Origin of the sequence: Shinella sp., assembly GCF_052438155.1 — a bacterium.
GTDB lineage: Bacteria > Pseudomonadota > Alphaproteobacteria > Rhizobiales > Rhizobiaceae > Shinella.
The window spans coordinates 46,671-60,905 of sequence record NZ_JBQVPI010000003.1; the positions used below are offsets into that span (position 1 = coordinate 46,671).

A 14,235-nucleotide genomic window follows, 5' to 3' on the forward strand; every position below is an offset into this window, starting at 1 on the left:
CCACCTGCCACCTTTAGTGACATTCTGAAAGACAGGACCGTCTGCCGGCTTCGGCAAGCGGTGTCTTTCCTGCATTCGTGAAGACAGGAGAAGCCGACATGAAAGGCTGGAGGCCACCGGCACCGTTTCTGCTTCTGCTGCCCGCCGTCCTGGTGCTGGCAGCCGTCGTCATCATCCCGTTGATCCTGTCGCTCTATTCGAGCTTCACGCCGTTCCGGCTGACGCAGCCGGCGTCGCTCTACACCTTCATCGGCTTTCGCAACTATGCCCGCATCCTGACGGACCTGGAGTTCTGGACGGCGTTCGGCCGGACCGTGCTGTTGCTCACCGTCGCGCTCAATGTCGAAATGCTGCTCGGCCTGGGGCTGGCCATGCTGGTCGAGAAGGCGACGCGCGGCCAGCGCTTGCTGCGCACCATCATGATGTTCCCGATGATGTTCTCGCCGATCCTCGTCGGCTTCCAGTTCAAGTTCATGTTCAACGACAATATCGGCCTCGTGAACAATGCGCTCCAGTCGCTCGGCCTGACGGACCAGGCGATCCCGTGGCTGATCGACGGCACGCTCGCCTTCACCGCGATCCTCATCGCCGAAGTCTGGTCGTCCACCTCGGTCTTCGCGATCCTCATTCTTGCCGGCCTGCTCGCCATGCCGAAGGAGCCGATTGAGGCGGCGCGCGTCGATGGCTGCACCCCCTGGCAGACGTTCCGCTATGTTACCTGGCCCTTCATCATGCCCTTTGCCTATATTGCTATGACGATCCGCTCGCTCGATGTCGCCCGCGCCTATGACATCGTGAAGATCATGACGGATGGCGGCCCCGCCAAGCGCACGGAACTGCTCTGGACGCTGGTCTCGCGCACGGCTTACGCTGATGCCCGCATGGGCCTCGCCAATGCCATGGCCTATGTCGCGATCCTGCTGTCCATCGTCTTCACCGTCTATTTCTTCCGCAAGCTCTCGGCCGCGCGGACCCAGATTGCAGCCGAATGGTAGGGGGAGTGGTGAGATGAACGAGAACGCAAAAGCCCGTATCAACGGCATCCTTCTGTCGATTGCGCACAAGATCGGCCTGTTCCTGGCGATGACCGTCATCTGCCTGCCCGGTCTGTGGATCGTGCTTGCCTCCTTCCGCCCGACCGTCGAGATCATGGCGAAGCCGCCGGTCTGGATCCCGCAGGACCTCTCCTTCGATGCCTATGTCGCAATGTTCTCCGGCGTGGGGCAGGGCGGCATTCCCGTCATCGAATATTTCCGCAACTCGCTGATCATCTCCGTGACCTCGACGGCGATTGCGCTGGCGCTCGGCATGGCCGGCGGTTACGCCTTCGCCCGCTTCCGTTTTCGGGCAAAATCCTCGATCTTCCTCGGCCTGATGCTGACGCGCACCGTGCCCGGCATCGCGCTCTCGCTGCCGCTGTTCTTCGTCTATTCCAAGCTCGGCATCATCGACACGCATTTCGGGCTGATCATCGCCTATGTGGCGCTCAACGTGCCCTTCACCATCTGGTTGATCGACGGCTTCTTCCGGCAGGTGCCGAAGGATCTGGCGGAAGCCGCGCAGATCGACGGCTGCACGCGCTGGCAGGCCTTCTGGCAGGTGGAGTTTCCGCTCGCCGGCCCCGGCATCGCATCCGCCGGCATCTTCGCCTTCCTCACCTCGTGGAACGAGTTCGCGCTCGCCTCGCAGCTTACCCGTTCCGTCAATTCCAAGACGCTGCCCGTCGGCCTGCTCGACTATACGGCGGAGTTCACCATCGACTGGCGCGGCATGTGTGCGCTGGCGGTGATCATGATCATCCCCGCCCTCGTGCTGACCTTCATCGTGCAGAAGCATCTGGTTTCCGGCCTCACCTCCGGCGCAGTCAAAGGATAATCCATGGCAACCGTTTCCCTTGAAAAGCTGGTCAAGCGCTACGGCGCTGTCGAAGTGGTGCATGGTATCGATCTCGAGGTCGCCGACCGCGAATTCATCGCGCTTGTCGGCCCCTCCGGCTGCGGCAAGTCCACGACGCTGCGCATGATCGCCGGGCTGGAGCCAATTTCTGCGGGCAACCTCAAGATCGGTGGCCGCATCGTCAACGATCTGCCGCCGCGCTCGCGCAACCTTGCCATGGTGTTCCAGTCCTACGCGCTCTATCCGCATATGACAGTGCGCGAGAACATGGGGTTTTCGCTGAAAATCGCCGGCCAGAAGCCGGAGGAGATTGCGCCGCAGGTGGAAGAGGCGGCCAGGACGCTCGACCTCACTCACCTGCTTGACCGTCGCCCTTCGCAACTCTCCGGCGGCCAGCGCCAGCGGGTCGCCATGGGCCGCGCCATCGTGCGCAATCCTGAGGTTTTTCTCTTCGACGAACCGCTCTCCAATCTTGACGCGAAGCTGCGTACGCAGATGCGCGTCGAGATCAAGAAGCTGCATGCCAAGGTCCAGTCGACCGTCATCTACGTCACGCACGATCAGGTCGAGGCGATGACGCTCGCCGACCGCATCGTCATCATGCGCGACGGCTATATCGAGCAGGTCGGCACGCCGGAGGATGTCTTCCAGCGCCCCCAGTCGAAATTCGTCGCCGGCTTCATCGGTTCGCCGCCGATGAACCTCAAGGATGCCGAAGTGGCTGACGGCCAGGTGGTCTTTGAAAACGGCGACCGCCTGCCGCTGCCGGCGCGGTTCAAGGACCGCGTGACGGCCGGGCAGAAGGTGACCTTTGGTCTTCGCCCGGATGATCTCTACCCCGCCGGCCACGGCATCCATTCCGGCGAGGATGCCGACGTACACCGGCAGGATCTGCGCGTCACCCTGACGGAACCGCTCGGCAACGAAACGCTGGTCTTCTCGGACTATGCCGGCGCGGAATGGGTCGGCCGCATGCTGAACCCGCGGCGGCTTTCGCCCGGTGAGGCGCTGCCGTTCTGCTTTGACCTGTCGCAGGCTCATCTTTTCGACCGCGACAGCGGCCGCACCCTGCGAGGCTGACATGGCGAAGATCGAACGCGTCGAACTAAAAATGGTCGACCTTCGCCCGAAGGTCGAGCGCACGGATGCCATCCAGAGTTTCGTTTCCCAGGAAACGCCTCTCGTCACCATCACCGACAGCGACGGCGCGGTGGGCACCGGCTACAGCTACACGATCGGCACCGGTGGCTCGTCCGTCATGCGGCTACTCGCCGATCACCTTGCGCCTCGTCTGCTGGGACGGGATGCCGACCAGATCGAGGCGATCTGGCACGAACTGGAATTCGCCACCCACGCCACGACGATCGGCGCGATCACCTCGATTGCGCTCGCCGCCATCGACACCGCGCTCTGGGACTTGCGCGCCCGAAAACAGAACCTGCCGCTCTGGAAGCTCGCCGGTGGTGCGAAGGACCGCTGCCCGCTCTACACGACGGAAGGTGGCTGGCTGCACATTCCGGTGGAAGCCCTGGTCGAGGATGCGCTGGACGCCAAGGCGAAGGGCTTTACCGGCTCCAAGGTGAAGATCGGCAAACCGCACGGCTCCGAGGACTTTGCGCGGCTTTCGGCTGTGCGCAAGGCTGTCGGCGATGGCTACGAGATCCTGACGGATGCCAATCAGGGTTTTAGCGTCGACGAGGCGATCCGCCGGGCCGAGCGCCTGCGCGAGCTCGATCTCGGCTGGATCGAAGAACCGCTGCCGGCCGACGATATCGACGGTCATGTCCGTCTCAACCAATCGACCTCGACGCCCATCGCCATCGGGGAATCGCTCTACTCGATCCGTCATTTCCGCGAATACATGCAGAAGGGCGCGTGCTCGATCGTGCAGGTCGATGCCGGCCGTATCGGCGGTATCACGCCCTGGCTGAAGGTGGCGCATGCGGCGGAAGCCTTCGACATGCCGGTCTGCCCGCATTTCCTGATGGAACTGCATGTCAGCCTCACCTGCGCGGTGCAGAACGGCAAATATGTCGAGTACATCCCGCAGCTCGACGACATTACCACCTCGCGTCTGAAGATCGAGAATGGCATGGCGCTCGCGCCCATGACGGCCGGTCTCGGGATCGACTGGGATTGGGACGCGATCCGCAGCCGTTCGATTTCCGAATTCGAGCACGAGATCCGCAAGGGGGCTTGAGACATGCAGCGCATCGGCATGGTGATCGGCGTGAAGCCGGAGCAGATCGAAGAGTACAAGCGCCTGCACGCCGCCGTCTGGCCGGAGGTGCTGGCGAGGATTTCGGCCTGCAACATCAAAAACTATTCGATCTTCCTGAAGGAACCGGAAAACCTGCTGTTCTCCTTCTTCGAATATCACGGCACGGATTATGCCGCCGATATGGCGAAGATGGCAGCCGACCCGAAGACGCAGGAATGGTGGGCCGTGTGCATGCCCTGCCAGGCGCCGCTTGAGACGCGCAAGGAAGGTGAATGGTGGGCGGGCATGGAAGAGGTGTTCTTTCATGCCTGACTTCGATCCCAAATCGCTTGCCCAGTCCTGGCCTCTGCCGTCGAAACCACGCCCGATCGTCACCTTCGGCGCGGGCTCGATCGTTGGCGACGCGCATTATCCGGCCTATCGCAAGGGCGGCTTCCCGATTGCCGGGCTCTATGATCCGGATCATGACAAGGCGAAGGCGCTCGCAGACACATGGGGTGTCACGGCCTATCGAACCGTCGAAGAAGCGGCCGCGGTTGAGAACGCGATCTTCGATCTCGCCACTCCACCAGCCGCGCATGCCAAGGTGCTCGCAGTGCTTCCCGATGGTGCAGCGGCGCTGATCCAGAAGCCGATGGGCGCTGATCTCGCGGCGGCGACTGAGATCCTGCGCATCTGCCGCGACAAGAAGCTCATGGCGGCCGTCAACTTCCAGCTCCGTTTCGCGCCGATGATGCTGGCGCTGAAGGATGCCATCGCCAAAGGCCTGCTCGGCGAGGTCGTCGATTTCGACGTCTATCTGGCGCTCGATACGCCGTGGGAACTATGGTCCTTCCTCGAAGGCCTGCCGCGCATCGAGATCGCCATGCATTCGATCCACTATCTCGACGTGATCCGTCAGGTGTTGGGCGATCCCAAGGGCGTGCACGCCAAGTCGATCGGCCACCCGAACCACAACATGGCGCAGACGCGCACCACCGCGATCCTCGACTACGGCGACCGCGTGCGCTGCGCGCTGTCGATCAACCACGACCACAAATTCGGCCGCAAGCACCAGGCCTGTGAGTTCCGTGTCTCTGGCACGGAAGGAGCGGCCTATCTCCAGCTCGGCGTCAATCTCGACTATCCGCGCGGCGAGCCGGACATTCTCGAAATCTATCCGAAGGGCGGCGATAGCTGGGTCGCCGTGCCGCTGGAAGGGACCTGGTTTCCGGATGCCTTCGTCGGCCGCATGGCAAACCTCCAGCGCTTCGTTTCGGGCGAGGACGCCGATCTTGTCTCGTCGGTCGAGGATGCCTGGATGACTATGGCGCTCGTTGAGGCAGCCTACGCCTCCAGTGTCGCGCCCGCCACGCCGCTTGCCGCCCGGCCGTAGATCAGGAACAGGACATGGAACAGGTCAAGTATTTCGAGGACTATGCGATCGGCGAGGGCCGCACGACCTACGGCCGAACGATCACGGAAACGGATTTCGTGGTGCATGCCGGCCATACGGGCGACTTCTTCCCGCATCACATGGATGCGGAATTCATGAAGACGCAGCCCTTCGGCCAGCGCATCGCCCATGGCACCATGGTCTTTTCGATCGGCGTCGGGCTGACCGCCAGTGTCATCAATCCGGCGGCCTTCTCCTACGGCTACGATCGCATGCGCTTCATCAAACCCGTCTTCATCGGCGACACCATCCACACCCGCGTGACGATAACGGGCAAGGAAGACGACCCGAAGCGTGCCGGTTCCGGCCGCGTCGTCGAGCGCACGGAAGTCATCAATCAAAAGGGTGAGGTCGTACTTGCCGCAGATCACATCTATGTTGTCGAGCGTCGCCCGAACACCTGACATTCTACCGAGGAGTCCACATGTCCCAGTCACTTGAAAACAAGCGCGTCCTCATCACCGCCGCCGGGCAGGGGATCGGCCGGGCGAGCGCGCTCGCCTTTGCTGCCGCAGGCGCCAAGGTGATCGCCACCGATATCAATGCCGACGCCCTGAAGAGCCTTGCCGGCGAGGCCAACATCGAAACCTATGTTCTCGACGTCTTGAGTGAAGAGGCCGTCAATCGCGTCGTTTCCGCCACCGGTCCGTTCGATGTGCTCTTCAACTGCGCCGGTTTCGTGCATGCGGGATCGATCCTCGAGATGGCGGACAAGGACCTCGACTTCGCCTTCGATCTTAACGTGCGGGCCATGGTGCGCACCATCCGGGCGGTTTTGCCGGCGATGCTGGAGCGCAAGGATGGCGCCATCATCAACATGGCCTCCGTCGCCTCCAGCATGAAGGGCGTGCCGAACCGCGCCGCCTATACCATTACCAAGGCCGCCGTCGTCGGGCTCACCAAGTCGGTCGCGGCCGACTATGTGGCGCAGGGCATCCGCTGCAACGCGATCTGCCCCGGCACCGTTGAAAGCCCCTCGCTGCAGGATCGCCTGAAGGCGCAGGGCGATTATGAGACGGCGCGGGCCGCCTTCATCGCCCGCCAGCCGATCGGCCGCATCGGTACGCCGGAGGAGATCGCCGATCTCGCCGTCTATCTCGCCGGCGCCACCTACACGACCGGTCAGGCCTACGCCATCGACGGTGGCTGGACCATCTAAGACACCTCCGACCGTCGGCAGGACGCCGGCGGCCAACTCGACCACGCCAAGGGCCGTTTCCATGACCAAGATCACCAGCCTTCGCTCGATCGACCTGCGCTTTCCCACCTCCCAGAGCCTCGACGGTTCGGATGCGATGAACCCGGATCCGGACTATTCCGCCGCCTATGTCGTGCTGGGCACCGAAAAGGCCGGTCTGGAAGGGCACGGCCTCACCTTCACCATCGGCCGCGGCAACGAGATTTGCTGTGCCGCGATCGATGCAATGAAGCACCTGGTGGTTGGCCTCGATCTTGACTGGGTGCGCGAGAACCCCGGCCGCTTCTGGCGCCATGTGACGAGCGACAGCCAGTTGCGCTGGATCGGCCCGGACAAGGGCGCCATGCACCTCGCAACGGGTGCGGTGGTCAACGCGGTCTGGGACCTTCTGGCCAAGGAGGCGGGCAAGCCGGTCTGGCGCCTCGTCGCGGATATGAGCCCGGAGGAAATCCTGTCCATCATCGATTTCCGCTACCTGACGGATGCCCTGACGCCGGACGAGGCGCTTGCCATCCTAAGAAAAGCGGAGGTCGGCAAGGCGGAGCGCATCGCGAAGCTCGAGACGGAAGGTTATCCCTGCTACACGACCTCGGCCGGCTGGCTCGGTTACGGTGACGAGAAGCTGCGCCGGCTTTGCCAGGAAGCCGTCGACCAGGGCTTTACCCATATCAAGATGAAGGTCGGCCGCGATCTTGAAGATGACAAGCGGCGCCTGCGCATTGCCCGCGAAGTCATCGGCGATGATCGCTACATGATGATCGATGCCAACCAGGTCTGGGAAGTCGGGCAGGCGATCGATTGGGTGACGGAACTGAAGCCCTACAAGCCGTTCTTCATCGAGGAGCCGACGAGCCCGGACGACGTCGCCGGCCACAAGGCGATCCGCGAGGCGATCCATCCCGTCAAGGTCGCGACCGGCGAAATGTGCCAGAACCGCATTATGTTCAAGCAGTTCATCGCCGAAGGCGCGATCGACATCGTGCAGATCGATTCCTGCCGCATGGGTGGCCTCAACGAGGTGCTTGCCGTACTGTTGATGGCGGCGAAATTCGACCTGCCGGTCTGGCCGCATGCCGGCGGCGTCGGCCTGTGCGAATATGTACAGCACCTGTCGATGATCGACTACATCGCGGTGTCAGGCACCAAGGAGGGCCGGGTGATCGAGTTCGTCGACCATCTGCACGAACATTTCATCGACCCCTGCCGCATCGAGAATGCCGCCTACATGCCGCCCTCGCTGTCGGGTTTTTCCATCGAGATGAAGCCGGAATCGATCGCGGCCTACACGTTCGGCAAGTAGCGGTTTGCGCGTGGGCTTCTTATCCGCGGGCGCTGCGTTTCAGCTGCTGCTCGCGGAAGAAGATGAAGAGGCCGGAGGCGACGATGACGGCGGCGCCGATCAGCATGGCCGGGCGCGGCGTATCGCCGAAGAACATCCAGCCGAAGAGCACGGCCCAGATCAGCAGCGTGTATTGCAGCGGTACGACGGTCGAGGCGTCCGCCAGCTTCAGCGAGCGGTTGACCAGCATATGCGCGCCCATCGCCACGATGCCGAGCAGGCTCAACAGGCCGAAATCGACGCTGCTGACCGGCGCCCAGCCGGCGGGGTCGACAAGACACCAGACGCCCGCGAAGATCGCGGCACCCGCCACCTGCCAGAAGACCAGCGTCGTATCGGGTGCGGCCCGCAGCGATCGGCCAAGCACCATGGCAAGGCTGAAGGCGAGGCTGCCGGCGACCGCGATCAGGGCGGGTAGGGTGAAGCTGTCCTTGGAGGGTTCCAGCGCAATGACGACGCCGATGAAACCGACGATAATGGCCGTCCAGCGCCGCCAGCCGACGTTTTCGCCGAGCAGCAGCGGCGACATGGCAGCGACGTAGATGGGGGCTGCAAGCCAGTAGGTCATGGCGTCGGCAAGCGGCATATAGGCGACGGCGAAGTAGAAGCCGGAGGCCTCGAAGGCGAAGAGAGCGGAGCGCAGCAGGTGCAGTTTCGGCCGGTCGACATCGATGAGGCGGCGCCAGCCGACGCGCCAGAAGAACGGCGCGAGCACGACGATCGCGGCGATGCTGCGGATCAGCATGAGCTGGCCGACGGAGTAGGTCGCCACCAGCCATTTGCCGAGAACGTCGTTCAGCGAGAACATGACCATGCCGAGCAGCATCAGGATCACGCCGAGGCGGGCAGCGCTCGAAGCGGGCGAGGAGGCGGTGATATCGGTCATGGCGGAAACTCAGGTCTCGGGATGAGAGGGCTGTGACACATTCCCCACCGCCGATCCAGTCAGCAATTTTGATGGCTGCATAAAGCGGAACACTACATCGCTGGCCGGTTGATCGCGAAGGGAAGCGGTGGAACAGTGCAAACGGACATTTTCACAAGGCTGATTTCATGACGGACGAAACGACAGGCAAACGCCGGCTGCGCTCTGAGGACTGGTTCGATAACCGCGACCACATTGATATGGCCGCGATCTATCTCGAGCGCTTCATGAACTATGGCATCACGCCGGAGGAACTGCGTTCCGGCAAGCCGGTGATCGGCATTGCGCAAAGCGGCAGCGACCTGACACCCTGCAACCGCCACCATGTTGATCTGGCAAAACGTGTGCGCGACGGCATCCGCGATGCGGGCGGCATCCCGATCGAGTTCCCGACGCATCCGATCTTCGAAAATTGCAAGCGACCGACGGCAGCCCTCGACCGCAACCTCGCCTATCTCGGCCTTGTCGAAATCCTCTACGGCTATCCGCTTGACGGCGTCGTGCTAACGACGGGCTGCGACAAGACGACACCGTCTGCGCTGATGGCGGCCTCCACCGTCGATATCCCGGCGATCGTGCTGTCCGGCGGGCCCATGCTTGATGGCTGGAACGACGGTGATCTCGTCGGCTCCGGCACGGTCATCTGGCGTTCGCGCCGCAAGCTGGCGGCTGGCACCATCGATGACGAGCAGTTCCTGCAGGCGGCGATGGATTCGGCGCCTTCCATCGGCCATTGCAACACGATGGGCACAGCCTCGACGATGAACGCGCTCGCCGAAGCGCTCGGCATGTCCCTGACGGGGTGCGCGGCCATCCCAGCTGCCTATCGCGAACGCGGTCAGATGGCCTATCGCACCGGCCGCCGCGCCGTAGAACTGGTGCTGGAGGATATCCGCCCCTCGCACATTCTCACCCGCGAATCCTTCCTCAATGCCATCCGCGTGAATTCTGCGATCGGCGGCTCGACCAACGCCCAGCCGCACCTGATGGCCATGGCGAAACATGCCGGTGTGGACCTGAAGCCCGAGGACTGGCAGGTACATGGCTACGACATTCCGCTTCTTGCCGACGTGCAGCCGGCCGGTCGTTTCCTCGGCGAGCGTTTCCACCGCGCCGGTGGCGTGCCGGCGATCATGCGCGAACTGCTCGATGCTGGAAAACTACACGGAACCTGTCCGACCGTGACGGGGCGGACCATGTTGGAAAACCTGGAAGGCCGCGCGGCGACCGACCGCGAGGTCATCCGGCCCTATGGCGAACCGCTGAAAGAACGAGCGGGGTTCCTCGTGCTGAAAGGCAATCTGTTCGATTTCGCGATCATGAAAACCTCGGTGATTTCGCCGGAGTTTCGTGAGCGCTATCTGAGCGAGCCGGGCCGCGAAGGCATTTTCGAGGGTAAGGCGGTAGTCTTCGATGGCTCTGAGGATTATCACAAGCGCATCAACGATCCGGCACTCGGCATCGACGAGCGCACCATCCTCGTCATCCGGGGTGCTGGGCCGCTCGGCTGGCCGGGTTCGGCGGAGGTCGTCAACATGCAGCCGCCGGATCATCTGCTGAAGCGCGGCATTACCAGCCTGCCGACGATCGGCGACGGGCGCCAGTCCGGCACGGCGGACAGCCCGTCGATCCTCAATGCGTCGCCGGAAAGTGCCGCCGGCGGCGGGCTCGCCTGGCTGCGCACCGGCGACACGATCCGCATTGACCTCGAAAAAGGCCGCTGCGACATGCTGGTGGATACAGCCGAGATCGAGAGGCGCAAGGCCGACGGCATCCCGTCGGTGCCGGCTCATGCAACGCCCTGGCAGCGGCTCTACCGCCAGACCGTGACCCAGCTTGCGGATGGCGCGGTCATCGAAGGTGCCGCCGATTTCCGCAAGATCGCGGAGACGCCGCCGAGGCACAATCACTGAAGGCTGCGCGCGTGCGCTACGTCGATTTCCCCAATCCGGGCTGTCAGATGCAGAGCGGGCGCTGGCCGCAATTCCGGAACTGACGGACGTGGTTTTGAAGCGTGGCAGCGTGAGTGGCAGGAATTGATCGGCGACCTCGTCTCCGAGGTCGCCGAAGTTCGTGGGAAGAACGAAGGCTTCCGGAGAGAGCCAAAGAGTGATCACCAAAAAATGCCCCGAACGAAAAGCCGGGCCGATCTTTCTCGTCGGTTGGGGGCGCCGGGCCAAGCTGCCCGGCGTGCCACAAGCAGATCATGCAAGGTTCAGTGAACCGCGACCGCGGCAATGATCCCGAGTTTACCCAGCCCGGTTACGAACAATTGTACGGCGACTGCGGTGAGCAGAATCCCGAAGACGATTTCGGAGACGACCAGACTGGCAGGCTTCATGCGCTTGGCCAGTACATCGATATTGGTGAAGATGAGATAGTCGAACGCGGCGACCAGCAGGATCAAACCGATGACCATGGCGACGCCGGCAATCGATGAGACTTCCCCCGAGACGAGAATGATCACCGTGATGCCAACGGGGTTGAGCAGATAGGGCACAGCGAGCGGAAAGATGGCGATCTTTGCCGGATCGACCGGCAGTCCGATTTCGTCATGCGGCTTTTCGATCGGCCCGGCCGCCATCTTGATCGCGAGAAGTGCCAGGATGATGCCGCCGGCCACGGCGACGGCACCCCCCGAAATGTGGAGAAGCCGCATCAACAGAGCGCCGGTGGCGAAAAGCAGCAGAGCGGTAATCAGCGCCGCTATGACCATCTGGCGACCGATGCGCGCCTTGGTTTCGGCATCGAAGGCATGGGTCTTTTCCAGAAACGGCACGAGGGCAATTTTCGGCCCCATGCCGATGAGAAGGAGGAGGAGCAGGTTTCCGACGAGCGCGGCATTGATGACTGTGAAATCCATGGAGCGGTTCCTCTTGACGTTGTGACGCGTGGCAGCTCTCTAGCGAGGCGGTGCGTGATGATGGGCGCGCGGACCCGTGAGGCGAACAAGGGTGATGCGCTTTCCGGGGTCTTCCTTTCCTCCAACGTTCTCGTCTGTATGGTTCTTCCACAAGGGGTGGCGCTCTCACGCCGGGTTCGGCTCGAGCGCTGCTTTCTGCACGGCGAGCGCCTTCTGCGCGGCGGCGGCACCGTCGTCGTCCTTGCCCCCGGAAACCTGCACCGTCGGCACGGCGATCTTGATGCCGTTCTTGTTGAATGCCTCGCGAAGCATGGCATAGGCCCTGCGGCGGATGGCCGACTGCAAAGACGTGGGTTTCATGGTCATCCCGAAGCTGAGCTTGATGCCGTAGTCATTGATCTCCTCGACACCCTTCATCTTCAGGTTATCGATGATGAGCGGATTGAATTCGGGATCCTCACGCAAGGCCTTGCCAACGGCTTTCGTGATGCTCTTGACTTGCGGCACGTCGCAATCGTGGGAGACGGACAGGAAGAACTTAACGACCGACCAGTCACGGCTCATGTTCTGGACCGCGCCCAGTTCGCTGAACGGGACGATGTATATCGGGCCTCGATGATGCCTGAGCTTCACGGAGCGCAGGCTGAAAGCCTCGACGGTGCCCTTGTAGCTGCCGCTCTGGATGTACTCGCCGACCCGGAAGGCATCGTCGAGCAGGTAGAACATGCCGCTGATAATGTCCTTGACCACTGTCTGCGCGCCAAAGCCGATGGCAACGCCGACCACGCCGGCCCCGGCGATCAGCGGGCCGATCTCGATGCCGAGCGAGGACAAGGCCATCATGACGGCGACCGCTGCAAACAGGATCATCACGAGATTGCGCAATATGGGCAACAGCGTTCGCATGCGGGAACGCCGTCGCTCCTGCTCGCTGCCGATCTCGAACGCCTCCTGGTTGTCGCCGATCTTGTGGTCGATGAGCACCTTGACGATATTCCAGGCGAGATCGACGACCAGGAGAATGATACCTGCGCTCAACAGGCCCCTTCCGAGGCGCAGGGCGGGCGAATCCTGCATCGTCATTTCGGTGAGGCGGACGCCGAGCACATGGGCGAGAAAAACGATCGCTCCCACGATCAGCGCCGCCCTTATGCCGCGCTCGATGATCACCGATACGACGGTGCCCTTTTCCTGACCATCCTCCACTCCCGGCGAACGCAGGATGTTGCTGACGGACGCCCTGGTGAGCGCGATGGCGGCCGGCAGCGCCGCGCAGACGACGGCGATCCAGAACAGCTTTACCGCGCCGATGACCCAAAGCAGCCAGACAGCAACCAGATAGGCTGTCCAAAGGACCTTTCGGATCCGCAGGCCGGCCCGGCCGACGGGCATTGCGCGCGGGGCGCGCCAGACAGCTTCGATGCCGATTGCGAAGAGCACGAGGCCGAGGGAATAGGCGACGAGTTGACGGGTGGCTTCGGAAAAGCCGAGCGTGCCAAGCAGTCGGATGGTTACCGAGCCGAATGCGAACCAACCGATGGCATAACCCAGGCGCTTTGCCCAGAACCGCGCCATCTCGTTGGAAACCGGCACGAGGCGGAACTGGTTCTCGTTTTCCTGGACGGGTGCCAGAAATACGTCCAGGAGTGCCGTTGCGAGACGGAAGACGACGATCGCGAACAGGTACGCCACAACCACTTCGCGGATGAGCGTCGGCCACTCGAACAAAAGAAAGAACCCGATGCTGCCGAGCCCGAACGAGAGCACATAGCAGGCTGCCCATAGCAAGCGCGCTGCGACGGCGATCAACTTCTCCCGCACCGTCGCAAAGGATGCGCTCGCCATGCGGGCTCGCCAACCGGCGCTGATCCAACGGAACAGCCACTGCGCGCCGAGCCCGGCTGCGACGAACGCCGCGACCAGGAAAACCGGGCGCGTTCCGCCATTCGTCCGGATGTCGCGCTCGAGTAGCGCACCCGCGCGCAAAGTCTCCGAAGGGAGGGATTGCGCCGCGGCGAGAAGGGCCGCGATATGGTCGCGAAATTTCGTCGTAACGTCGGCAAAGGAAACCGTGTCGACCGATGCCGGCTGTGCCGGCTCAGCTTCCACCTTGGCTGGCGTGGCGCTTTTCTGTTGCTGCAAAAGCCACGCCTGTACGTCAGGATCCGCCAGCAGGCCAATGAAGTGCTGAACGTTCTCAGGCTGTGCCTTCGCTTCCGTGTTCTCCTGCGCTGCGGTCAAGGAAGCGCCCAGAAGAATGACGACCGCCAGCGCAGCCGCAGCGAGCATCGTGCCGACGGAGGCCATTTTCGGAATTGCTGCCATTACCTGCCCTTACCTGCCCTTAACTTGAATGAC

The 14,235-nt window shown here is 62.8% G+C and carries 13 protein-coding genes; 10 read left to right on the forward strand and 3 right to left on the reverse strand.

The annotated features are described in order from the left end of the window. The first annotated feature begins 98 nt into the window (after window positions 1-98). The 9 genes from ACT6VE_RS07235 (at window position 99) to ACT6VE_RS07275 (ending at window position 8,050) form a co-directional block, all read left to right on the forward strand. Complete coding sequence (locus ACT6VE_RS07235) at window positions 99-995, forward strand: carbohydrate ABC transporter permease (protein WP_444797939.1); 897 nt, start codon at window positions 99-101, stop codon at window positions 993-995. A gap of 13 nt (window positions 996-1,008) precedes the next feature. After that, complete coding sequence (locus ACT6VE_RS07240) at window positions 1,009-1,875, forward strand: carbohydrate ABC transporter permease (protein ID WP_444797940.1); 867 nt, start codon at window positions 1,009-1,011, stop codon at window positions 1,873-1,875. A 3-nt stretch (window positions 1,876-1,878) separates the two neighbouring features. After that, window positions 1,879-2,976, forward strand: a complete 1,098-nt coding sequence (locus ACT6VE_RS07245; protein ID WP_444797941.1) for an ABC transporter ATP-binding protein — start codon at window positions 1,879-1,881, stop codon at window positions 2,974-2,976. Window position 2,977: 1 nt separating this feature from the next. Then, window positions 2,978-4,096 (forward strand): mandelate racemase/muconate lactonizing enzyme family protein, encoded by a 1,119-nt coding sequence (locus tag ACT6VE_RS07250; RefSeq protein ID WP_444797942.1) that lies wholly within the window; start codon window positions 2,978-2,980, stop codon window positions 4,094-4,096. A gap of 3 nt (window positions 4,097-4,099) precedes the next feature. Further along, window positions 4,100-4,429, forward strand: a complete 330-nt coding sequence (locus ACT6VE_RS07255) for an L-rhamnose mutarotase (protein ID WP_444797943.1) — start codon at window positions 4,100-4,102, stop codon at window positions 4,427-4,429. Beyond that, window positions 4,422-5,492 (forward strand): Gfo/Idh/MocA family protein, encoded by a 1,071-nt coding sequence (locus ACT6VE_RS07260; protein WP_444797944.1) that lies wholly within the window; start codon window positions 4,422-4,424, stop codon window positions 5,490-5,492. The genes ACT6VE_RS07255 and ACT6VE_RS07260 overlap by 8 nt, the downstream gene beginning before the upstream one ends. A gap of 14 nt (window positions 5,493-5,506) precedes the next feature. After that, the gene (locus tag ACT6VE_RS07265; protein ID WP_444797945.1) at window positions 5,507-5,956 is read left to right on the forward strand and encodes a MaoC/PaaZ C-terminal domain-containing protein; all 450 of its coding nucleotides are present in this window, start codon (window positions 5,507-5,509) and stop codon (window positions 5,954-5,956) included. Between the two features lie 20 nt (window positions 5,957-5,976). Continuing rightward, window positions 5,977-6,711, forward strand: coding sequence for an SDR family oxidoreductase (locus ACT6VE_RS07270; protein WP_444797946.1), 735 nt, complete (start codon window positions 5,977-5,979; stop codon window positions 6,709-6,711). A gap of 61 nt (window positions 6,712-6,772) precedes the next feature. Continuing rightward, window positions 6,773-8,050, forward strand: a complete 1,278-nt coding sequence (locus ACT6VE_RS07275; RefSeq protein WP_444797947.1) for an L-fuconate dehydratase — start codon at window positions 6,773-6,775, stop codon at window positions 8,048-8,050. Between the two features lie 19 nt (window positions 8,051-8,069). Here ACT6VE_RS07275 and ACT6VE_RS07280 read toward each other — a convergent pair whose 3' ends face one another. Further along, window positions 8,070-8,975: a DMT family transporter gene (locus ACT6VE_RS07280; RefSeq protein WP_444797948.1), complete on the reverse strand. Its 906-nt coding sequence runs from the start codon at window positions 8,973-8,975 to the stop codon at window positions 8,070-8,072. Between the two features lie 167 nt (window positions 8,976-9,142). Between ACT6VE_RS07280 and ACT6VE_RS07285 the strand changes: the two genes are divergently transcribed. Beyond that, window positions 9,143-10,927: an IlvD/Edd family dehydratase gene (locus ACT6VE_RS07285; RefSeq protein ID WP_444797949.1), complete on the forward strand. Its 1,785-nt coding sequence runs from the start codon at window positions 9,143-9,145 to the stop codon at window positions 10,925-10,927. Between the two features lie 302 nt (window positions 10,928-11,229). Here the strand turns inward: ACT6VE_RS07285 and ACT6VE_RS07290 are convergent, their stop codons facing one another. Continuing rightward, entirely contained in the window at window positions 11,230-11,877 is a 648-nt protein-coding gene (locus ACT6VE_RS07290) for a MarC family protein (protein WP_444797950.1), read from the reverse strand. Window positions 11,878-12,042: 165 nt separating this feature from the next. Continuing rightward, entirely contained in the window at window positions 12,043-14,202 is a 2,160-nt protein-coding gene (locus ACT6VE_RS07295) for a mechanosensitive ion channel family protein (RefSeq protein WP_444797951.1), read from the reverse strand. Window positions 14,203-14,235: the final 33 nt, after the last annotated feature.

Excerpts from the sequence above, each read along its gene's own strand:
- ACT6VE_RS07235 (WP_444797939.1), top strand. The coding sequence starts at position 99 with ATGAAAGGCTGGAGGCCACCGGCACCGTTTCTGCTTCTGCTGCCCGCC.
- ACT6VE_RS07240 (WP_444797940.1), top strand. The coding sequence starts at position 1,009 with ATGAACGAGAACGCAAAAGCCCGTATCAACGGCATCCTTCTGTCGATT.
- ACT6VE_RS07245 (WP_444797941.1), top strand. The coding sequence starts at position 1,879 with ATGGCAACCGTTTCCCTTGAAAAGCTGGTCAAGCGCTACGGCGCTGTC.
- ACT6VE_RS07250 (WP_444797942.1), top strand. The coding sequence starts at position 2,978 with ATGGCGAAGATCGAACGCGTCGAACTAAAAATGGTCGACCTTCGCCCG.
- ACT6VE_RS07255 (WP_444797943.1), top strand. The coding sequence starts at position 4,100 with ATGCAGCGCATCGGCATGGTGATCGGCGTGAAGCCGGAGCAGATCGAA.
- ACT6VE_RS07260 (WP_444797944.1), top strand. The coding sequence starts at position 4,422 with ATGCCTGACTTCGATCCCAAATCGCTTGCCCAGTCCTGGCCTCTGCCG.
- ACT6VE_RS07265 (WP_444797945.1), top strand. The coding sequence starts at position 5,507 with ATGGAACAGGTCAAGTATTTCGAGGACTATGCGATCGGCGAGGGCCGC.
- ACT6VE_RS07270 (WP_444797946.1), top strand. The coding sequence starts at position 5,977 with ATGTCCCAGTCACTTGAAAACAAGCGCGTCCTCATCACCGCCGCCGGG.
- ACT6VE_RS07275 (WP_444797947.1), top strand. The coding sequence starts at position 6,773 with ATGACCAAGATCACCAGCCTTCGCTCGATCGACCTGCGCTTTCCCACC.
- ACT6VE_RS07280 (WP_444797948.1), bottom strand. The coding sequence starts at position 8,975 with ATGACCGATATCACCGCCTCCTCGCCCGCTTCGAGCGCTGCCCGCCTC.
- ACT6VE_RS07285 (WP_444797949.1), top strand. The coding sequence starts at position 9,143 with ATGACGGACGAAACGACAGGCAAACGCCGGCTGCGCTCTGAGGACTGG.
- ACT6VE_RS07290 (WP_444797950.1), bottom strand. The coding sequence starts at position 11,877 with ATGGATTTCACAGTCATCAATGCCGCGCTCGTCGGAAACCTGCTCCTC.
- ACT6VE_RS07295 (WP_444797951.1), bottom strand. The coding sequence starts at position 14,202 with ATGGCAGCAATTCCGAAAATGGCCTCCGTCGGCACGATGCTCGCTGCG.